15 protein-coding genes are annotated in these 17,925 nt (G+C 56.5%); 9 read left to right on the plus strand and 6 right to left on the minus strand.

The features are described 5' to 3' along the window. The first annotated feature begins 56 nt into the window (after positions 1-56). From malQ to treY, 3 genes are read left to right on the plus strand one after another with little or no spacing between them, the layout of a single operon-like run. Positions 57-1,589 carry a 4-alpha-glucanotransferase gene (malQ, locus tag LX66_RS14090; protein ID WP_145714558.1) on the plus strand — a complete coding sequence of 511 codons (1,533 nt, stop codon included), beginning with the start codon at positions 57-59 and terminating at the stop codon, positions 1,587-1,589. Next, positions 1,570-3,435 carry a malto-oligosyltrehalose trehalohydrolase gene (gene treZ / locus LX66_RS14095; protein WP_145714560.1) on the plus strand — a complete coding sequence of 622 codons (1,866 nt, stop codon included), beginning with the start codon at positions 1,570-1,572 and terminating at the stop codon, positions 3,433-3,435. The genes malQ and treZ overlap by 20 nt, the downstream gene beginning before the upstream one ends. Further along, positions 3,425-6,085, plus strand: a complete 2,661-nt coding sequence (treY, locus tag LX66_RS14100) for a malto-oligosyltrehalose synthase (protein WP_158642635.1) — start codon at positions 3,425-3,427, stop codon at positions 6,083-6,085. The genes treZ and treY overlap by 11 nt, the downstream gene beginning before the upstream one ends. Here the strand turns inward: treY and glgX are convergent. After that, positions 6,082-8,217, minus strand: a complete 2,136-nt coding sequence (glgX, locus tag LX66_RS14105; protein WP_145714564.1) for a glycogen debranching protein GlgX — start codon at positions 8,215-8,217, stop codon at positions 6,082-6,084. The genes treY and glgX overlap by 4 nt on opposite strands. Before the next feature lie 91 nt (positions 8,218-8,308). On the opposite strand from glgX, the gene LX66_RS14110 reads away from it, so the two are divergent. Continuing rightward, positions 8,309-9,001 carry a sulfite oxidase-like oxidoreductase gene (locus LX66_RS14110; RefSeq protein WP_145714566.1) on the plus strand — a complete coding sequence of 231 codons (693 nt, stop codon included), beginning with the start codon at positions 8,309-8,311 and terminating at the stop codon, positions 8,999-9,001. A gap of 15 nt (positions 9,002-9,016) precedes the next feature. On the opposite strand, the gene LX66_RS14115 is transcribed toward LX66_RS14110, so the two are convergent. From LX66_RS14115 to LX66_RS14125, 3 genes are read right to left on the minus strand one after another with little or no spacing between them, the layout of a single operon-like run. Further along, positions 9,017-9,301: a hypothetical protein gene (locus LX66_RS14115; RefSeq protein WP_145714568.1), complete on the minus strand. Its 285-nt coding sequence runs from the start codon at positions 9,299-9,301 to the stop codon at positions 9,017-9,019. 28 nt (positions 9,302-9,329) lie between these two features. Continuing rightward, complete coding sequence (locus LX66_RS14120; RefSeq protein WP_145714570.1) at positions 9,330-10,361, minus strand: sterol desaturase family protein; 1,032 nt, start codon at positions 10,359-10,361, stop codon at positions 9,330-9,332. A gap of 8 nt (positions 10,362-10,369) precedes the next feature. Then, positions 10,370-11,218, minus strand: coding sequence for a ThuA domain-containing protein (locus tag LX66_RS14125; RefSeq protein WP_145714572.1), 849 nt, complete (start codon positions 11,216-11,218; stop codon positions 10,370-10,372). Between the two features lie 69 nt (positions 11,219-11,287). Here LX66_RS14125 and LX66_RS14130 point away from each other — a divergent pair, with 69 nt between their 5' ends. Both LX66_RS14130 and LX66_RS14135 read left to right on the plus strand, forming a co-directional pair. Further along, on the plus strand, positions 11,288-11,902 hold the full coding sequence (locus LX66_RS14130) for a trimeric intracellular cation channel family protein (protein ID WP_145714574.1): 615 nt from the start codon (positions 11,288-11,290) through the stop codon (positions 11,900-11,902). A 90-nt stretch (positions 11,903-11,992) separates the two neighbouring features. Next, a complete protein-coding gene (locus LX66_RS14135) occupies positions 11,993-12,445 on the plus strand; it encodes a cold-shock protein (RefSeq protein ID WP_145714576.1) in 453 nt (150 codons plus the stop codon). Positions 12,446-12,504: 59 nt separating this feature from the next. Here LX66_RS14135 and LX66_RS14140 read toward each other — a convergent pair whose 3' ends face one another. Beyond that, entirely contained in the window at positions 12,505-12,732 is a 228-nt protein-coding gene (locus tag LX66_RS14140) for a CDGSH iron-sulfur domain-containing protein (protein WP_145714578.1), read from the minus strand. 146 nt (positions 12,733-12,878) lie between these two features. Here LX66_RS14140 and LX66_RS14145 point away from each other — a divergent pair, with 146 nt between their 5' ends. From LX66_RS14145 to cysC, 3 genes are all read left to right on the plus strand, one after another. Further along, positions 12,879-13,118 (plus strand): hypothetical protein, encoded by a 240-nt coding sequence (locus LX66_RS14145; RefSeq protein WP_145714580.1) that lies wholly within the window; start codon positions 12,879-12,881, stop codon positions 13,116-13,118. Between the two features lie 167 nt (positions 13,119-13,285). Beyond that, positions 13,286-14,458 carry a signal peptidase I gene (lepB, locus tag LX66_RS14150; RefSeq protein ID WP_145714581.1) on the plus strand — a complete coding sequence of 391 codons (1,173 nt, stop codon included), beginning with the start codon at positions 13,286-13,288 and terminating at the stop codon, positions 14,456-14,458. A 165-nt stretch (positions 14,459-14,623) separates the two neighbouring features. Then, positions 14,624-16,000 carry an adenylyl-sulfate kinase gene (gene cysC, locus LX66_RS14155; RefSeq protein WP_145714583.1) on the plus strand — a complete coding sequence of 459 codons (1,377 nt, stop codon included), beginning with the start codon at positions 14,624-14,626 and terminating at the stop codon, positions 15,998-16,000. On the opposite strand, the gene LX66_RS14160 is transcribed toward cysC, so the two are convergent. Next, on the minus strand, positions 15,967-17,874 hold the full coding sequence (locus LX66_RS14160; protein ID WP_145714585.1) for an AAA domain-containing protein: 1,908 nt from the start codon (positions 17,872-17,874) through the stop codon (positions 15,967-15,969). The genes cysC and LX66_RS14160 overlap by 34 nt on opposite strands. Positions 17,875-17,925: the final 51 nt, after the last annotated feature.

The following is a 17,925-nucleotide window of genomic DNA, read 5'->3' on the forward strand; positions in this document are numbered from 1 at the left end:
ACGCAGCTCCCGTATGCGCTGACTTAGGCATTTCTTTTGGATCGGCATCCACGAGTATGGAAACAGACCCGTCCACAGCAGGAGCACGCCGCGCAGGCGTATTAATGCATATCACATCTTTACCAGGTCCCTTTGGAATAGGAGACATCGGGCCCGCCGCCATGGAATTTGCCCGCCTGCTGCACAACAGCGGGCAGCAGTACTGGCAGTTATTGCCGCTGAACCTGCCGGGGCAGGGGGAAAGCTCGCCTTACAGCGCGCTGTCTGCCATGGCGGGTAACGTGCTGCTGATCAGCCCCTATATGCTGGCCGCGGATGGCTTGCTGAGCAGGAAGGACTTGCTGGCGGCAGCGCTGCCGGCAACGGATGCCGTGGATTTTGACCAGGCGCGCCGGGTGAAAATGCATTTGCTGGACCGGGCCTACGGGCATTTTTGCGCCGGCCGGGCGGCGGCGTTGCAGGCAGCCTACCACGACTTTTGCCGGGAGCAGGCTTACTGGCTGGAGGATTTTGTGCGGTATAAAGTTTTATCGGAATGGCACCAGGGCCGGCCCTGGAACCAATGGGAGCGGCCCTACCGGGACGGCCAGGCCGCAGCGCCTGGCATGGAGGCGGTGGCGGAAAAGGAAAGATGGCAGCAGTTCATATTTGACCGTCAATGGCAGACATTGAAAAGATATTGTAATAAACTGGACATACAGTTGCTGGGTGATCTGCCCATATACGTGAGCTATGATTCCGCGGATGTATGGGCGCACCGGGATCTCTTCCGGCTGGACAGGAAGGGGAACATGCGGGCGGTTGCCGGCGTACCGCCGGACTATTTCAATGCCAGCGGCCAGCTCTGGAATATGCCGGTGTACAACTGGAAGGCATTAAAAGCGCAGCGCTATACCTGGTGGATACAACGCCTGCAGCGGAACCTGGAATGGTACGACCTGCTGCGCCTGGATCATTTCCGCGCATTTGCCGCCTACTGGGAGGTGCTTGCAGGGGCAGATACTGCCGTGAACGGGCTATGGAAGCCCGGTCCCGGCGCAGGGCTGTTCAGGGCGTTGCAGCGTGCTTTCCCCGACCTGCCTTTTGTAGCGGAGGACCTGGGCGAGATAGACGATGCCGTGCTGGCGCTGCGCGATAAATTCGGTCTGCCCGGCATGAAAGTGCTGCAGTTCGCCTTCGGGGACGATATGCCCGGCTCCCCGCATATCCCGCATAATTACCGCCTTCCTTTTTTCGTGTACACGGGCACGCATGACAATAACACCACCCGCGGGTGGTTCCGGGAAGATGCTGCCGCGAAAGACCGTTGCCGGCTGGCGCAATACCTGGGCCGGGAAATAACGGAGGAAGAAGCCCCGGATGTGCTGGGCCGCCTGGCGTATGCTTCCGTAGCGCAAACTGCGGTACTGCCCATGCAGGACATACTCCGGCTGGACAGCAGCGCGCGCATGAACAAACCGGCCGTAGCTGCGGGCAACTGGCGCTGGCGCATGCTGCCGGGGCAGTTTAGCCCGGAGGTGGTGGCAAGGCTGAAAGCATGGACCATTATTTACAACAGAAATCGGAAACATGACAAGCAGGATCTATAAATGCCAGGGCGCGCTCCTGAACGCCAGGGGCGAATGCCAGTTCAGGGTATGGGCGCCGTTCCGGGAAAATGTCACCCTGCTGCTGCCCGGCAGCCGGGAAAACACTTATCCCATGCAGCGCGATGAGGAAGGGTACTGGGAGGTGCTGGTGGCGGGCATTCGTCCCGGCGCCCTGTATTATTACCTGCTGGATGGCACGCTGCAAAGGCCCGATCCCGCCTCCCGCAACCAGCCGGAAGGCGTGCATGGCCCTTCCGCCGTTACAGATCCCGCCGCCTTTACGTTTACAGACGATCACTGGACAGGCATGCGCCTGGAGGAGATGATCATCTATGAACTGCATACCGGCGCCTTCACGCCGGAAGGCACCCTGCAGGGCATTATCAGCCGCCTGCCGGCCCTGCTGGAGCTGGGCATTACAGCCATTGAGATCATGCCCCTGGCGCAATGCCCCGGTCGCCGTAACTGGGGGTATGATGGCGTATACCCTTTTGCGTTACACAACGCCTACGGCAGCGCAGATGACCTGAAGGAGCTGGTGAATACCGCGCATGCCCTGGGGCTGGCCGTGATACTGGATGTCGTGTACAACCACCAGGGACCGGAAGGCAACTACCTTCAGGACTACGGCCCCTATTTTACAGACCGGTACTGCACACCCTGGGGACAGGCCATCAATTTTGACGGGGCCTGGAGCGATGCAGTGCGGGCGTTCTACATACAGAACGCGCTGATGTGGCTGGACGAATTTCATATGGACGGGCTGCGCCTGGATGCCGTACATGCCTATTGGGACAGCAGCGCGCTGCATGTGGTGCAGGAACTGGCGGAAGCCGTGCAGCAACTGGAGGCGCGCACCGGGAAAAAGAAAGTGCTGATCGGGGAAACAGACCTGAACAACCCGCGCTACATTAACCCGGTTGAAAAAGGCGGCTACGGCCTGCACGGGCAATGGGCGGACGAGTTTCACCATGCGCTGCACAGCCGCCTGACCGGTGAGCGCAACGGCTACTACGAGGACTTTGGCTGCCTGTCGCAACTGGCGGCCGCTTTTGAGCACGCCTATGTATACACGGGCCAGTATTCCCCGCACCGCAAACGCCGCTTTGGCGCGCTGCCGGAGCACAACCCCTACAGCCAGTTCGTAGTGTTTGCCCAGAACCATGACCAGGTGGGCAACCGTATGCTGGGCGAGCGCCTGGGCGCGCTGCTGCCTTTTGAGGCCCTGAAGCTGGCCGCCGCTACGGTGCTGCTTTCGCCATTTGTGCCCCTGCTGTTCATGGGAGAGGAATATGGAGAGCGGCGCCCGTTCCTGTTCTTTACCTCCCACGGAGATCCGCAGTTGATCAGCGCCTTGCAGGCAGGAAGGAAACGGGAGTTTGCCGCATTCCATGCAGGTGGGGAAGCGCCGGACCCGCAGTCGCTGCAAACATTCCAGGCTTCCGTATTGAGCTGGGATATGCAATCGCCGGACAATGCAGCCCTGCTGGCCTGCTACCGCTTTTTAATTGATTTCCGCAAGAACAGGCCGGCCCTGCGCAATGACCGCCGCGAGGGCACCCGGGTGCACGCCGTGCTGAATGATGCCCTGCTGGTGCTGGAGCGGGAAGATGAACATTCGCAGGACCGGCTGCTGATACTGTTCAATTTTGACCGGCAGGAACAGGTATGGCATTCCGCGGGCATGCAGCCGGTGCGGAAACTGTTTGATTCCGCGGAGGAAGCATGGAATGGTCCCGGTACTACCGCTGCCGACCGCCCGGAAGAAGGGTTTATCAGGGTATCGCCTTTATCTGCTGTTATCTATGAAACTACAGCGCTTAAACTTTTTGCAAATGAAACATGATGATGTATTCGCACCCGTGTCAACTTACCGCGTACAATTCAACGGGGATTTTACTTTCCGTCACCTGGAGGAACAGTTGGACTACTTATATGAACTGGGCATCAGCACCATTTACGCTTCCCCCGTTTTTGAAGCGGTCCCGGGCAGCACGCACGGGTACGATGTAACAGACCCGCATACCATCAATCCTGCTATCGGTACCCTGGAGGAGTGGCGGGCATTGCATAAAAAGCTGCAGGCCAGGGGCATTTCCTGGATACAGGATATTGTGCCCAACCATATGGCCCTGCATCCATCCAACAGCCGCCTGGTGGATGTGCTGGAAAGAGGGCGCCTGTCGCCATATTACCGGTATTTTGATATTGACTGGGAGTACCCGGATGCTGCGCTGCATGGCAAGCTGATGTTGCCCTTCCTGGACAAATCCCCGGAGGCCGCTGTTGCTGCCCGGGAAATAAAGCTGGTATACGCGCCGGGTGGCTGGAAAGTGCAGAACGGTATGCTGGAATTTCCCCTGTCGGTGTCCGCGTATGATGTGCTGCTGGGGATGCTGACAGATGCCGGCGCCGATATCCGCCAGTTGCTGTGCGGCCTGAAAAGGGGGGCCGTGCGCCATGTAACGCCGGCGGAATGGCGGGAGCAGAAGCATACGCTGTTTGCCGCTGTAAAGGAGCAACGCCTGCAGCAACTGGCGGCAAAAGTAAATGCGGACGATGTCCTCCTGGCATCCCTCCTGGAAAACCAGTATTATACTTTCACCCACTGGCAGGAAGCGGACGAGCGGATCAACTACCGCCGCTTTTTTACCATCAACGGCCTGATATGCCTGCGCATGGAGGACCAACAGGTATTTGACGACTACCACGTGCTGCTGCGCCAGTTGTACGCCGAAGGACTGGTGCAAGGCTTCCGTATTGACCATATTGACGGACTGCGGGACCCCGGCGGCTACGTGCGCCGCCTGCGGGAGCTGTTGGGCAACTCCTGCTACATTATAGCGGAGAAGATACTGGCGGCGCATGAGGCCCTGCCCCGGGAATGGCCCCTGCAGGGCACCACCGGCTATGAGTTCCTGGGCGATGTCAGCCAGTTGCTCACGGAGCGGATGGGCTTTGAAATGATAGGACGCTTCTACCGCAGCCGCTTCCCCAATCTCTGCGGGTACGAGCGCCTGGTGAACGCCAAAAAGCAACTGATACTCCAAACGCACCTGCACGGAGAATGGGACAACCTGGTGCGTTACGCCTACGGGCTGGGACTGGTGCCGCCCGGTGTGGAAGCGCAGGAACTGAAAGCGGCGCTGGGCCTGTTCATGGTGCACCTGCCCGTATACCGCGTTTACCCGGAGCGCTGGCCCCTTTCCACGCGCAGCATTTCGCTGCTGGACTATGCGCTGAACGGGGCCTTGCGGGCAAACCCCGCTTTGTCAAAGGCCATAGATGTGATCTACTCCTGGTGGCAACGCGGCGGCAGTGCTGCAACGCTGCGCTTCCTGCAGCGCGTCATGCAGTTCACCGGTCCCCTCACCGCGAAAGGCGTGGAGGATACCGCGTTCTATGTGTATAACGCACTGATATCGCATAACGAGGTGGGCGACGCGCCGGAGGGCAACCGCTGCTCCCTGCCGCTGTTCCATGAACGGGCGCAGCTCCGCCTGCGGTTCTGTCCACTGTCCATCAATACGACCGCCACGCATGATACCAAGCGGGGGGAGGATGCGCGCATCCGCCTGAATACCCTGACTCTGCACCCGCACCAGTGGATACAGCAGGTGCAGCACTGGCATGCCATGAACAGGGAATGGTCCGTGCAGGATGCTGAACAGTCTGCGCCGGACATGAACGATGAATATTTCATTTACCAGTCCATCATAGGCGGCTTTCCGCCGGATGGCGTGATCACGGAGGAATTGATAACACGCTTGTCAGATTACCTGGTGAAAGTGCTGCGGGAAGCAAAGGTGCACAGTAGCTGGTCTGAGCCCAACGAGACGTATGAGCAGGCCTGCCTGCGCTTTATCAGGAGCATACTGGCGGCAGGCAGCCCCTTTGTGGAGAGCCTGCGCACTTTTCTTGAACAGCCCCTGCAGCAGGCCGCCCTGTACAGCTTAACGCAAACACTGGTCAAGATCACTACGCCAGGCGTTCCGGACATTTACCAGGGCTGCGAGCTATGGGACCTGAGTTTCGTAGACCCGGACAACCGGCGGCCGGTGGACTATGCGCTGCGCAGGCAGGAGCTGGCTGCCCTGCAGCAATTGGAGCAGGAGGGAACCGGGCCACTGCTGGCTTACCTGCAGGAGCGCCGCGCACAGGGCGCGGAAAAGCTGTTTGTGACCTGGAAAGCCCTGCGCGCCCGGCGGGAAAGGGCGGCGCTGTTCAGCAAAGGCGCTTACCTGCCCCTCTATGGCGACGATGGCCAGGACCTGATTGCTTATGCCCGCAACTTTGGAGATCAGTGGTGCCTGGTCATAGCGCCCCTTTTGTCCCAGGTAACACCGGGAACGGCAGACAGCCGGCGACTGGTGCTGCCGGAAGGCGCGCCGGCAGTATGGCGGCATGTGTTCACCGGGGAGGAGGTAGTGGTGGAACAGGGATGCCTGCCGCTGCACATCCTGGAGAAATTCCCGGTGGCGATGCTGGTCAGCTAGATCGATGTGTTATTCTTTGCCGTGTGCATCAGCAGCACTACGGACAACCCGCCTGCTTTTACAATACTGCCGGCCTTATGGCGTTTTTGCGGGGCATTGGGCAGGCTGGTGTCCAGCACCAGTTGCCACTCCTTCCCGTATTCGGGGCCGGGCAGCCGGAAGTCCAGCGGCCCCTGGTGCGCGTTGAACAGGATGTAGAAGCTGTTGTCCGTTATCTTTTCCCCTTTGGAGCCAATGGCCCGCAGCGCCATTCCGTTCAGGTATACTGCCAGCGATTTGGCAAAGCCGGTGGCCCAGTTCTCTTCGGACATCTGCGGGCCTTCCGGCAGGAACCAGGCAATATCTTCCACGCCGCTGCCCTCCACCGGCTGCCCGCGGAACCAGCGCCGGCGGCAAAAGGCCGGGTGTTGCCGCCTTAAGGCGATGAGCTTTTGCGTGAACTGCAGCAACTGGTGATCCAACCGGTCCCAGTGCAGCCAACTGATCTCGTTATCCTGGCAGTAAGCATTGTTGTTGCCCTGCTGCGTTCTGCCTGCTTCATCGCCGGCCAGCAGCATGGGTACACCCTGCGAAAGTAAGAGGGCAGTGAGGAAATTCCGTTGCTGCCGCCGCCGCAGGGTATGGATCAACGGGTCATCGGAGGGGCCTTCTTCGCCGCAGTTCCAGGAGCGGTTATGGCTTTCCCCGTCGCGGTTATCTTCCCCGTTGGCGTCATTATGTTTTTCGTTGTAGGACACCAGGTCGGCCAGGGTAAAACCGTCGTGCGCGGTAATGAAATTAATGCTGGCGGTAGGCCGGCGGTATTCTTCCTTGTACAGGTCGGCGCTGCCGGTAAAGCGGGAGGCGAACTCTGCCAGGGAGCTGTCGGCCCCCCGCCAGTAATCGCGGATGCTGTCGCGGTACTTGCCGTTCCATTCCGCCCATCCCGGCGGGAACTTGCCTACCTGGTATCCATCTTCCCCGATGTCCCAGGGCTCCGCTATCAGCTTTACCTGTGAAATCACGGGGTCCTGGTGTATGATATCGAAGAACGCGCTGAGCCGGTCCACCTCGTGCAGCTCCCGCGCCAGCGTGGCCGCCAGGTCAAAGCGGAAACCGTCCACATGCATGTCCTGTATCCAGTAGCGCAGGCTGTCCATGATCAGCCGCAGTACGCTGGGCAGGCGGGCGTTCAGGGTATTGCCGGTGCCGGTATAGTCCATGTAGTAGCGCCGGTCCTCCATCAGCCGGTAATAGGCCGCATTGTCCAGGCCCCGGAAGGACAGCGTGGGGCCCAGGTGGTTGCCTTCCCCGGTGTGGTTGTACACCACATCCAGTATCACTTCTATGCCGGCCTTGTGCAGCGCTTTTACCATTTCCTTGAATTCCCGCACCTGTTCCCCCCGGATGCCGGTAGCGGCGTAGCGTACATCCGGCGCAAAAAAGCCGATGGTATTGTAGCCCCAGTAGTTGGTCAGCCCCCGGTCTGCCAGGTGCCGGTCTGTTATAAAATGGTGCACCGGCATCAGCTCCACGGCGGTAATGCCCAGCGCTTTCAGGTAATCGATCACGGCGGGGTGGCTCATGCCTTTATAGGTGCCCCGCCATTCCTCCGGTATATCCGGGTGCAGTTGGGTAAAGCCCTTTACATGCGCTTCGTAGATAATACTCTCGTTATAGGGCACTTTCGGATGCTGGTCCCCCTCCCAGTCAAAATGCTCATCCACCACCACGCACTTGGGAATAAAGGGAGCGCTGTCCGTTTCGCTGAAGCTTAAGTCCTCGTCCGCATGCCCCATTTCGTAGCCAAAGAGCGCATTGTGCCAGGAAATGGTGCCGGCGATGGCTTTGGCATAAGGGTCTATCAGCAGCTTGTTCCGGTTAAAGCGGTGCCCCTGCTGCGGCTCATAGGGGCCATCCACGCGGTAGCCGTACAACTGCCCGGGTTGTATGCCCGGCAGGTATACATGCCATACATGGTTGGAGCGCTCCATGAGCTGGACTGAAACCGTTTCTGCAGCGCCTTTGGGCTCGTCAAAAAGGCAGAGCTGCACCTGTGTTGCGCTCTCCGTGTATACGGCAAAGTTAACACCCTTTCCGTCCCAGGTGGCGCCCAAAGGGTAGGGTTCGCCGGGGTAAGCCACAATTTTCATATGTGCAATGATTGATGAGTGTGATGCAGCAACTTTGGTGCCTGTTCCCGGTCAGTAGATGGCGCATTATTTAAAGCAGTAACTTTAGGGCATGGAAGATGAAGGAAAACTGAAACGGATCGTAGAGGCGCGCATGAAACTGAAAGCCCGCTTTGAGGAAAAAATGAAACGCACGCCTTCCGTTGCGGACAACAAGCCCATGGGCAGCGGTAAGCCCAACCGGCATGGTATGCCCGTGGTGCCGGTAGGGCAGGTGGTTACCCGGAAATGGCCGGTACTGGACCTGGGCATACAGCCTGAGATACCGCCGGAGGAATGGATGCTGACCGTGGACGGTGAGGTAGAAAATCCCGTGCAGCTTAGCTGGAACGATTTTATGGCCCTGCCGCAAACCGGGGACACATCCGACTTTCATTGTGTGACCACCTGGTCCAGGCTGGATATGCACTGGAAAGGCGTGCGGCTGCTGGATATTGCAGCGCTGGTGCAGCCAAAGGAAACGGCTTCGCATATCCTGTGCTATGGCTATGATGATTATACCACCAACGTGGCGCTGGAAGAAGCGCTGAAGCCGGATGTACTGCTGGCGCATACGGTAGACGGGCAACCGCTGCCGCAGGAGCACGGCGGGCCGGTGCGCATGATCACCCCGCAGCTCTATGCATGGAAAGGCTCCAAATGGATCAAACGGATAACATTCTTACCTTTTAACAAGCCGGGCTTCTGGGAAGAAAGAGGGTACTCCAACACCGCGTACCCCTGGCGCAACGATCGCTACAGCTAAGCAGAACAGTATTATTTATATACGGCCGGAGCCTCCGCCGCCTGCAAACTGCGGCGGCAGGGTGGAGAGCTGCTCCCATACCGCCCGCATGATCTGCCGGCCTTTTTCCGTCAGCGCCTGCCCGTCATATTGCGGTTGATCCGCATGCTTCGGCCGGGTAATATCAAAGGTGGCCGGCAGCTCTGATGCAAACTGCTTCGGCCGCTGTACGTGGTAAACAATGGCATCCGGCAGCCGTTCTATTTCCACATCTATCATATACTGCACTCCATCCAGCGTAATGGTGATTTGCCTGTTCATATGCTTTTTATGAGCATAACTGCAATGATCAGGCCACCGGTGCGGCAGGCTGTACTGTTTCCTGCGCCGGCTGCGCCTGTTGCTGCGCCAGGTAAGCCTGCTTTACCACCCGGGCCGTTTTATGGTCGCCGGTGTGGCTCCAGCCGGGCGGCATTACGAAATAAAGCAGCTTGTTGCGGATGCCCGGCGCTTTTACAATATCCTTCCACAGCGCGTAAAACTCCCCGAAGTACACATCCCAGAAATTATTGGGGTTCATGGGCCGGGAAATGCCGTATTCAATGGCCAGGTCCCTTTTTTCGTACTGGAAAGTGCCGAATACCTTGTCCCAGATATTGAGGAGATTGCAGAAATTGGTGTCCATGTAAAGCGGGTTCCGCGCGTGATGCACCCGGTGGTGAGACGGCGTGAGTATGACCTTGTTCAGGAAGCCCATGCGGCCGTCTTTAATGATATTCTCGCCCACATGAATGAAAGCCCCCCAGGTGCCGTCAATGAACATGATGAAGAATAGCAGCGGCGGGTTAACGCCTGCCAGTATGCAGATGCTGGTGCGGATCACATCGGCATAGGGCGCTTCCAGGAAAAAGTGCGCATAGGTAACGGAAAGGTTCATGCTCTGCGGCGCGTGATGCGTGGAATGCAGGCACCAGAACAGCCTTACCTTGTGCCCCAGGTAATGGTACACAAAATGCGCCAGCTCCCAGATCACGTAACCATAGATCAGCCAGTACCAGGTAAAGCTGGTTTTGAACAGCGCATATTTTTCAAACAGCCCTATGCAAAACGCGATGGCTGCAATGGAAATGAACCTGGAAATAAAACGGTTGGCCACAAAGATCAGGAAGGGTATCTTGTAATCCTCTATCCGGAAACGCTTGTATACCAGCGCCCGCCCTACTTCTATCAGCAGCAGGAACGGGATCACGGGAGAGACGGCCGACAGGATGCCGTTCAGCGACAGGAGGGCGTGATAGTCGCCGGTCCGGTACATCTCCAGCAATGCCCCGATGCCCAGGAAGGAAATGATCTCATCATATAAAATATCAAAGGGTGCCATACGCAATGCTATTTTTTACTGTTACTGCCAGCCAGCCACAGCAGGCCGTCAATGATCAGCCTGTCCTGGATGTTGTTGGCAAATGTATATGATAGTGTTTTGTTGGTTTTGTGCTCGTAGTCTATGTCGTTATGCCCCATGTTGATATAGAGCATCCTGTACCGCTCGTTGGTCCATGCTACGGGATAATAGCCGGTATGCCATGTTTCATACGCCCTGGGGCCGTTGCCCAGCGGGAAGCTGCTGGGGTCAATGGACAGCAGTATCCGGATGTCCGGGTTGGCGCGCAGGTCATTGGACCAGCGGTACCATTCATTGGGCGAGGACCGGAACACCTGCGGCAAATGCCGGGTAGCAGGGTGCGTATTATCTTCCACGCGCAGGAAAGCGGCAGTAGCCGGCCAGGTATTGCCAACATAGGAGCCGGCGCCCAGGAACTCATTGTGGTACCAGTCCCAGTCCTGCGGGTATTCCGAAGGCGTGAGCGCAAACCCGGCAAAATGAAATCCCATCCAGGCGCCGCCGTGATCCATGTATTTCCTGAACGCTTTCCGCTGCGCCGGCAGCTCCGGCCGTGCGTCCAGGAAGATCACCACCTGGTACTGCGCCAGGAAAGCGGCATTCAGGTTATCCCAGTTATTCGTGGAGTCATATGTGAAGTGGTATTTTTTCGCGATGGCAGGGAACCATTTGTTGGCTTCGTGCACATAGCTGATATGCGCCTGGTCGTGTTGAGCATTGTAAAAAGCGATCACCTTAAAGCGGGGCGTGGCAGACTGCGCCTGCACATGCTGCCCGCAAAAACATGCCGCTACCAACAGGCTGATGAACCATATGCCGGTACCGTGGAACTTCATACTATAAAGCTAACTATAAAACTGATTTTTTTTAATTACTTTATCTGGTAAAATCACCTGTATATCGCTATGCTGCACATTCTATACATCATTGCCATCACTGCAGAGGCTATGACGGCTGCTTTGTCCGCCGGGCGGCGCAGGATGGACTGGGTGGGCGTTTGCATCATTGCCTGGGTCACCGCCCTGGGCGGCGGCACGCTGCGCAATATCCTGCTGGGACATTATCCCATGACCTGGGTAAGCCACCCGGAATACCTCCTCATCACGGCGGGCGGCGCCCTGTTTGCAGGGCTCATCGCTTCCTTCATGCGCCGTTTGCGCACGCTGTTCCTTTACCTGGACGCGCTGGGCCTGGTGGTGTTCACTATCATAGGCTGCCAGGTGGCGGAAGAGATGCAATTGCCTGCCATCATCGTCATGCTGAGCGGTGTAATCACCGGCTGCGCCGGCGGCGTGCTGCGCGACGTGCTGTGCAATGATATTCCCCTGCTTTTCCGCAAAGAGATCTATGCCAGCGCCGCTATTGTTACCGGCGGTATTTACCTGGGACTGGAAGCACTGGGCCTGAGCTCGCACTGGGCCACTATTGCAGCCGCAGTGGCCGGGTTGCTGCTACGCCTGCTGGCCATCCGTTATGAATGGCAGATGCCAAAGTTTGTATATGAGGAAGAGTGGGAATAACAGCCTGATAGATATAAAATAATAATAAATCTGTGGCCCTTTCCCGGAAAATAGTGATCTTTATAGTATTATCAAACATTAAATCTAAATATGGCTAGATCAAGAGAGTCTGTAAGTAAAAAAGAAAAAGAAAAGAAAAAAGCAAAGCAAAAACAGGAGAAACTGGAGAAAAAGGAAGCAAGAAAGGGCAGTAACAAGGGCAAGTCACTCGAAGATATGATGGCTTACATTGATGAAAACGGCAACCTTTCTTCCACGCCTCCTGATCCGACCAAGAAAAAAGAGATTAATCCGGAAGATATTCAACTGGGTGTTCCCAGGCAGGTAGAAGAAGAGCCGATAGAAGGCCCGCGCAAAGGCGTGGTGAAGTTCTTCAACGAGTCAAAAGGATATGGATTTATTATCGACCAGCAAACCCAGGAGAGCATATTTGTGCATATCAGGCAGTTGACAGAACCGATCAAGGAAAGGGACAAAGTGACCTTTGAAGTGGAGAACGGGCAAAAAGGCCTGAACGCCGTCAACGTACAGAAAGAAAAGTAAAGATAGCTGCAGTGGCTGCCCGGCCCCTGGTGCGGGCCGGGCAGCGAAGCATCTTGTTATTAGCTGGTCTTTTTCGGAGGCAGTGCAAAAGCAATGGCCTCATGCTCGAAATGCCCCTTGTGAGACGCATCACAAAAAGGTTTGTTCCTGGATAGCCCGCAGCGGCAAATGGAAACAACGTCCCTTCCCCCCAGGTCATATTTATTCCCGTTCTTGTCCACAATTTCAAAATCTCCTTCCACTTTCAGAGAGCCGTTGCTGTTTACAGTAATCTTGGTAGTTGCCATTCAAATATTTTTTTGATGGCTAAAAGTAGTGAAATTAAATCATACGCACTTTTCCCATACCTGTAGCGCGCCGGGCCCGGCTGCTGGCTTTTGGCACAGATTTTAGGGCCATTAGGAATAGTTGATCACCCGTAAAAGAAATTGTTATGGCAACAAGTTTTAATCCTGAGCATCAGGAAGGTAAAGTAGCAAAAGCTATTGAAAAACAAACGGCCAAAGTGCCTTCAGACGTATACCTGTGGGCGGCCGTAGGCGCCATGGGGATTTCCCTGGCACTGCAACTGACCGGCTGGAAGGACAAAAGTCTTTTTGTAGGACAGTGGGCGGCGCCTTTCCTGCTGCTGGGCCTTTACAACAAGGTAGTAAAGCTGGAAGGGCACGATTAATGCATCAAGTAAGCAAGCACCGGCAGGCGCAATGCCAAAGCAACATGGTCATACATCCGCCATGTCCCCCGGCATTGCGCCTGCCGGCATTTTTGTATGACCACTGGTAATATTGTGGGGAATATTTTCCGTTGCATTAAGTATATTCATTGGTAAAATATTTCCTCATGTTCCCTGCCTGGAGAAAGCGCCCTGCAACGCCCTCAAAAAAATCCAAGTTCCGCGAATGGCTGGATGCCGGGGTATTTGCCATCATTGCCGCTACGCTTATACGCACTTTTATTTTTGAAGCTTATTGTATCCCCAGCGGATCTATGGAAAGAACCCTGCTGGTCAATGACTACCTGTTTGTAAGCAAGGTCAGCTACGGGCCGCGCATCCCGATGACGCCGCTGGCCGTGCCCCTGGTGCATAACAAAATGCCGCTCACAGACTATACGCCTTCCTACAGCACCGCCGTGCAGTGGCCCTACATGCGCCTGCCCGGCTTTACGAAGATCCACAGGAACGACATCGTGGTGTTCAACCTGCCGGAAGGAGATACGGTAGCCCTGGAAGTAGAGCAGATCAGCAATTACTATGACCTGGTGAGAAGGCAGGGCAGGGACCGTGTCTGGAGCCGGTACAATGTGATAGCGCGCCCGGTGGACAAGCGGGAGAACATCATCAAGCGCTGCCTGGCCATACCCGGTGATACCCTGCAGATAAGGGACGGTGTGGTATATATCAATGGAGCGCCGGCGCCCGTGCCGCCGGAAGGAGAAATGCCCTACTGGATACAAACAGGTGAAGAAGGGCTGAACCCCGCCCGCCTCGAGGATATGGGTGTGATCGATCCGCCCGTGGCAGGCGATAGCGCCGGCCTGTATAAGTACAACCTCACCGCGGCTGACGTAGCAGCCATCCGCTCTTTCAACATTGTAAAACATATCCGGCCGGAGCTGGATGAGCTGCCGGACCCGGCCGTGTTTCCGCATGATACCGCTTGGTATCGCTGGACCCAGGATAATTTTGGCCCCCTCGTCATCCCGCAAAAGGGGAAGACCGTGAAAATAAACCGCAGCAACATAGCCCTGTACCGCCGTATTATTGCCGTATATGAAGGCAACCGGCTGGAAGAAAAGACCGGCGCTTATTACATTAACGGCCGGCCTGCAGCTACCTATACCTTTAAAATGGATTACTACTGGATGATGGGCGATAACCGCCACAACTCCCTGGATTCCCGCTACTGGGGCTTTGTGCCGGAAGATCATGTAGTGGGCAAGGCCTGGATCACCTGGTTAAGCTATGATGAAAAAGGCCTGCGCTGGAGCCGCTTCTTCAAAGCAATTCACTGACAGGGCCGTCACTATTGGTAAAGCGTTTCACAGGCAGACAAAATTCAACCTTCCATCTATTGTACCGGGTACTCAATTGGGGAAAATTGTAATTTGTGCAGCATATCCGCCAACTGTTCCCATTTTCCTTATGTCTGTCGGACTGAGCGCAGAAAATACCATGCAATGATCATACAACTATGCGGACTGTCGGGGGCGGGCAAAACTACCATTGCCAGAAGTGTGAAATCCAAAGCGGCTACCCACGGTATTCCCGTTGAGATAATTGACGGAGATGATTACCGGCAGGTGTTATGCCGGGACCTCGGCTTTTCCCGGGAAGACCGCTGCGAGAACATCCGCCGGCTGGGGTTTGTAGCCGGCCAGCTCTCCAAACATGGAGTGGTGTGCATCATCAGCGCCATCAATCCTTATGATGATGTGCGTAAAGAACTGGCGGACAAATATAAAAGAGTATGCACCGTATACGTGGATTGTCCGCTGGATGTGCTGCAGCAGCGCGATACCAAAGGCCTGTATAAAAGAGCCGGGCTACCGGACGGCCATCCTGACAAGATCTACAATTTAACAGGCGTAAACGACCCTTTTGAACCGCCTGCCCACCCGGAGCTCCACCTGCATACCCATACGGCCACCGTGGATGATGCTGCGGAGGAGGTAGTAGCCCTGATCCGGCGCTCCATGCCGCTGCCGGAAAAAAAGATCATGGTCATCACAGGGATGCACCGCTCCGGCACCTCCATGCTGGCGCAGTGGCTGCATAAATGCGGCCTGCATGTGGGGCATGAAATTATAGGACCGGGCACCGGTAACGAGGATGGGCATTTTGAGGACAGGGCCTTCTTTGACATGCACCGGGCTATACTGGCGGCCCTGCAATTGCCGCAGGACGGTATGATCGGGCACCCATTGCCGGCTTTAACGGCTGCACAGGTAGCGGAAATAAAAGCCCTGCTCAACGACCGGCAGGTACAGCAGCGGCAATGGGGATGGAAGGAGCCGCGCACCTGCCTCTTCCTGCCGGTATACCGTCAACTGCTGCCGGAGAACGCCCTTTACCTGGTGATATGGCGCGACTTCCATACCGTGGTGAGCTCCCTTATTCGCCGCCTGTACCTCATAGATCTCAGCACCGCGCTGGATAAGAAAGGCCTGTCAGCATTCATCTGGCGGAAAACCGGCCGGCGGCGCCACAGGAAACAGTTGTATAAAACATACAGCGAGCATTTCCTGAAAGTATGGATCAACTATAACCGCATCATCCTGGAACACCTGCAGCAATTGGCGCCGGAGCGTTTCCTGGTGATCAGTCATGCCCGGCTGGCAGACTATCATGAACAGGTTTTTGAGCACCTGGCCCAATGGGGCTTTTGCCTGAAACCGTATGCTTTCGGGGAGGTGTTCAAAAAAGAACGGCTCAGCCCTGTACGGGACATTGAGCCGTATATCCTGGACCGTGCATTGCTGGCGGAAGCGCATCGTTTGCAGGAGCAGTTGTCCGCATTGGATCAGCTATCCACCAGTTCCCAGGCGCTCCGGTAAGCATCCTTTTCACCGGCGTAGGCAATGAAGTCTTCATAGAACGGCAGTTGGGAGAGCGTACCGCTGTCGCCGATCACCACTAATTTTTTCCGTGCCCGTGTCATGGCTACGTTCATCCGGCGTATGTCCGAAAGAAAGCCGATCCGGCCTTCCGTATTGCTCCGTGTCATGCCGATGTATACAATGTCGCGTTCCTGGCCCTGGAAGCTGTCAATGGTGTTGACAGCTATCCTGTCCCCGTACAGCCGGAAGGCGGGCGTGTGCGGCAGCAGCTCCTGCAGTAGTTGCACCTGTTGCCGGTAGGGAGATATGACGGCAATGCTGGGGAACTGCGCCGGCTTATAATGGGCGCCCAGGGCGTTCACCAGTTGCATTAAGTGTTTGAACAGGAATGCGGCTTCCTCCGGGTTGGTAATGCTGGTGCCTTCCGCTTTTTCGTCAAAACCGCAGCCGGCGGTGTCTACAAACGCCAGCGGCTCATCGCCGGGGAACAGCAGGTGCTGCGCTACGGAGGCATGCGCCTTTAACCGCTGCCCGTAAAATACGGTGGAGGAGTAGCGCATAATGTCTTCGTGCATACGGTACTGTTCCTCCAGCAGGGTCACCGCTTCCGGGTGCAGCGCGGCGCATTTTTCCAGCAGGGTGGTGGCCAGGCCTTTTTGCGCCGCTTCGGTGGATCTGATGGTGGGCGGCAACTGGAAATGATCACCCGCCAGCACTACTTTTTTTGCTTTGAGGATGGGTATCCAGCAGGCCGGCTCCAGGGCCTGGCCGGCCTCGTCTATTACTACTGTCTGGTAAGTGAGGTGGCGTATCATGTAGTTGTTGGCGCCTACCAGCGTGGCGGTGATCACCTGGGCTTTGGACAGCAGGTCGTCTATTATATACTGTTCCGTTTGCTCCACCTGTTTCATGACTTTCCGGGCCTCGTCAAACAGGGCTTTGCGTTGCTCACGTTCCGCCTTGCCAAAGTTCCGCTTGTACTTGTGCGCCATGTCGCGGAACTCGCTGGCCTGTTTCTTCAGCCGTTTGATGTCCCGGTTGCTGCTGTGCGCCGCCATTTTGCTGTCCAGCGTTAAGGACAGCAGGCGGTCAGACACCCGTGCGGGATTGCCCACCCGCAGCACGTTTACCCCCTCATCCGACAGTTTTTCGCTCAGCAGGTCTACGGCCGTGTTGCTGGGCGCCACTACCAGCACCTGCTGCGGTTCCTGCTGCAGGAGGGCTTTAATGGCCTGCACCAGCGTGGTGGTTTTGCCGGTGCCTGGCGGGCCGTGCACAATAGCCAGCTCTGTAGCGGACAATATCTTATGGGCGGCGGCCTGCTGGGAAGCATTTAATCCCGGCACGGCAACAGGAGCTGCATCATCCCGGAAGGCCGGGGCCTGTTCACCGGTGAGGATGCGGATGAGGCGGCCTTCTTCTTTTTTTTCCGCGCGGGCGGCGGCCTGCTTCAGCGCGTTTTGCATTTCGTCATAGCTGTTATCATCAAACAGCAGGTCGATGCCCAGCTTGCCATCGCGGCTCCATTCCGGCAGCTCGTCGGTACGCAGCGCTATCTTCAGCCGGTTGCCGCTCAGGTAAGAGATGGTGCCTTCTATATTATTTTCCCGGGGGGCATGGTTGGAAAACAGCAGGGCCGATACGCCGGCACGGAATTGGGTGGGCAGGTCCTGGTGGGTGGTACGTTCCACCTCCACGGTGAGGTAGTCGCCACGGCCCAGCTCCGTGTCCCGGATGGCAACAGGATACCAGGTGAGTCCATTTTCCCTGCGCGATTGTATAGAGGAGGATTGGGCAAGTTGCAGCCAGGATTGCCGGTCTTCTTCCCGTTCGGTCTTCAACAGCTCAAGCTGCTTTTTGAAATAGTCCATATTCCGGCAAAGATACCGTTCTCGAAAAAATATTTGTGTAACCAAAAGGTT

Source organism: Chitinophaga japonensis (genome assembly GCF_007830125.1).
Lineage (GTDB): Bacteria > Bacteroidota > Bacteroidia > Chitinophagales > Chitinophagaceae > Chitinophaga > Chitinophaga japonensis.